Origin of the sequence: Okeania sp. SIO2B9, from assembly GCF_010672505.1 — a bacterium.
Classification (GTDB): domain Bacteria; phylum Cyanobacteriota; class Cyanobacteriia; order Cyanobacteriales; family Microcoleaceae; genus Okeania; species Okeania hirsuta.
The window spans coordinates 1-2387 of record NZ_JAAHGK010001179.1 but is presented as its reverse complement, the minus strand read 5'-3'; the positions used below and the strand labels follow the sequence as shown (position 1 = coordinate 2387).

Here is a 2387-nt window from a genome sequence, read left to right as displayed (position 1 = left end):
TTCTTCCTTCTTCAAGTGCTGAAAACTCACCGTCATTCGTACTGTCTACAATTGGTTAGTGTTTGTAGACACAGAGCTACTTCTTTTAGTAGGAAAGCCCACTTTTTCCAACTTCTTTTTTCTTCAATACAAGACCAATATTCTGATTCAACCATTACTATCAATTCAAAATTTACTACTAACTTCAGCAAACCTAGAACAATTAAAAGCATCTAATAATCGAGCGGATTTATTATTCCAAATCAAATCAGCTATTAATAGCGCTGTGACAGGTGTTAATAAAATTCCATTCCGATAATGCCCAGTAGCAATGGTCAAATTATCATAATTACTTGTTCCTAATATTGGCATTTCATCAGGAGTATTAGGACGAAAACCCCACCACAATTCTAATATTTTGTAATTTTTTAAACTCGGATATAACCGAATAGCATTTCCTAATAATTCTTGAATTCCTGCTGCTGTATTTCCCTCTGAAAATCCGACATTTTCATTTGTTGCACCTATAACTATTCTTCCATCTTGGCGCGGCACAATATAACTTTCTGTGCCAAATAAAACTTGCTGTAAAGGTAGATTTTCTCTAGCTATATCTGAGGGAATTTTTAACGACAACATTTGCCCCTTTCTAGGAAATACAGGAATTGGTAATAACTCCTGAGACCATGCACCTGTAGCTAATACATAATGTTCCGCTTGTAATTCACCTATTGATGTTTTGATGCTTTGAATTTTACCTTTTTGACGAATTATTTCTATAACAATTCCTTCAAGAATATCAATTTTTAACTCTTTAGCTGCTGCAATAGTTGACTCGTACAAATAACGATTATCTACTTGCCCATCTTCAGGGTAAGACCAACCCCCAATTACCTCTAGACCTAATCCTGGTTGATATTGATGGATTTCTGCTTGATTTAACCATTGATAATTTAGGTTTTGTAAAGCATAATTTTCCCTGTCTTTTTCTGCATAAACTGGGGCTAAAATTCCACAAGGCCAATAGCCAGTTTTTATACCACTAATTGATTCTATTTTTTTTACCCATTCTGGATATAATGCCCGACTTTTTAAACATAAATCTAACATTTTACCAGGGGGAATAGCTTCTGCTTGAGGAGCTAACATTCCAGCAGCAGCATTTGTCGCTGTTTGCTGAAAATCACGGCTAATAACTGTTACTTTTGCCCCTCGTAATGTTAGTTCTATTGCTATTGATAGACCAATAATACCGCCACCAATAATTAGGATATTGCTTGATTGATTCATTTTCTAGGTGTTGCTGAATTAGTGTATTTAATTACTTAGGAATCAGGAGTCAGGAGTCAGGAGTCAGGAGGGAAGAAAGAAGAAGAAAGAGGAATGGAAGGAGAAAGTTTTTTGTTTGCTGGCGCACAACTTTCCTATCTCCTGCGGAGAAGCTACACTAACGTAATGCTACGCCAAACGTTAACGCTAGGCGACATAAAACGCGTCAGCGGAACGTAGTTTTATCCCTAATTATCCGGACATGATATCATACTTCAAATAACCAATGCCATTTTCTCAATAAGGATAAATAAGGAGTAGTGAAGAAGGATGCGATAAGATTTTTTTACTGATAACTGAAATGACATGAATGTATGGATAATTATTGGCAACATTTTTTTAATTCTGTACTTTGATTATATTCAAAGATATAACAGTCGCCACTATAGTTAGAACATCGGATAATTATGATGATTTATTACGCGAGCAAGATGCTCGCACTAATTATCAAACATTAACCTAGCGGTTGCTATAAATAATATTTTTTCTATGTTTTTATTATCAGAGAATAATCCCAAATCATTTGTAAAAAACCAAAAAATAGCTCAAAAGTCTAAAACTTTTATTCCTAATATGTCCGTTTTTGGCAGATGTTTTCAGTAATTTTTTCAAGGTATATTCTATCCTTCAGGAGTCCAAACAATTTCTGAACCTTGCCCCCAAAAACCATTATATTTAGTTACTTTTATATCTCCTAAAACTTGTACTTGACAAGACAAACGTTTACAAGAATTAGGAGAATGAGGAGGCATAGAAAGTCTGGCTTTTTCTCGCCATTGAGATGGAGAAACTTCTCCTTCTATTACCACTGCACAAGTGCCACAAGTACCAATACTACGACAGTTAATAATTGAAGCATTGCCATTATAGACATCAATACCATTTTTTAGTAAAACCTGACGCAAATTTGCACCACGATCGCAAGTTATAGTTTTACCTTGAGCCTGAATCTTAACCATAACAAATTATTTCTTGAAGAAGGAGACAGGAGACAGGAGACAGGAGACAGGAGGAAAATTACATGGGGATTCTAACCCCAAGTAATTTTGAACACCGTGTAGACGGTGGGGTATTAAACC

At 35.3% G+C, this 2387-nt stretch carries 3 protein-coding genes; all 3 read right to left on the bottom strand.

The window, feature by feature from the left end; all coding sequences use genetic code 11:
* Nucleotides 1-32: 32 nt before the first annotated feature.
* Complete coding sequence (locus F6K13_RS28645) at nt 33-155, bottom strand: hypothetical protein (RefSeq protein WP_287289236.1); 123 nt, start codon at nt 153-155, stop codon at nt 33-35.
* 10 nt (nt 156-165) lie between these two features.
* A complete protein-coding gene (gene thiO, locus F6K13_RS28640; RefSeq protein ID WP_124144871.1) occupies nt 166-1269 on the bottom strand; it encodes a glycine oxidase ThiO in 1104 nt (367 codons plus the stop codon).
* Between the two features lie 659 nt (nt 1270-1928).
* Nucleotides 1929-2267 (bottom strand): 2Fe-2S iron-sulfur cluster-binding protein, encoded by a 339-nt coding sequence (locus F6K13_RS28635; protein WP_124144870.1) that lies wholly within the window; start codon nt 2265-2267, stop codon nt 1929-1931.
* Between the last annotated feature and the right edge of the window lie 120 nt (nt 2268-2387).

Bases quoted from the DNA above. Each gene is read 5' to 3' on its own strand.
- F6K13_RS28645 (WP_287289236.1), bottom strand. From the start codon at position 155: ATGGTTGAATCAGAATATTGGTCTTGTATTGAAGAAAAAAGAAGTTGG.
- thiO (WP_124144871.1), bottom strand. From the start codon at position 1,269: ATGAATCAATCAAGCAATATCCTAATTATTGGTGGCGGTATTATTGGT.
- F6K13_RS28635 (WP_124144870.1), bottom strand. From the start codon at position 2,267: ATGGTTAAGATTCAGGCTCAAGGTAAAACTATAACTTGCGATCGTGGT.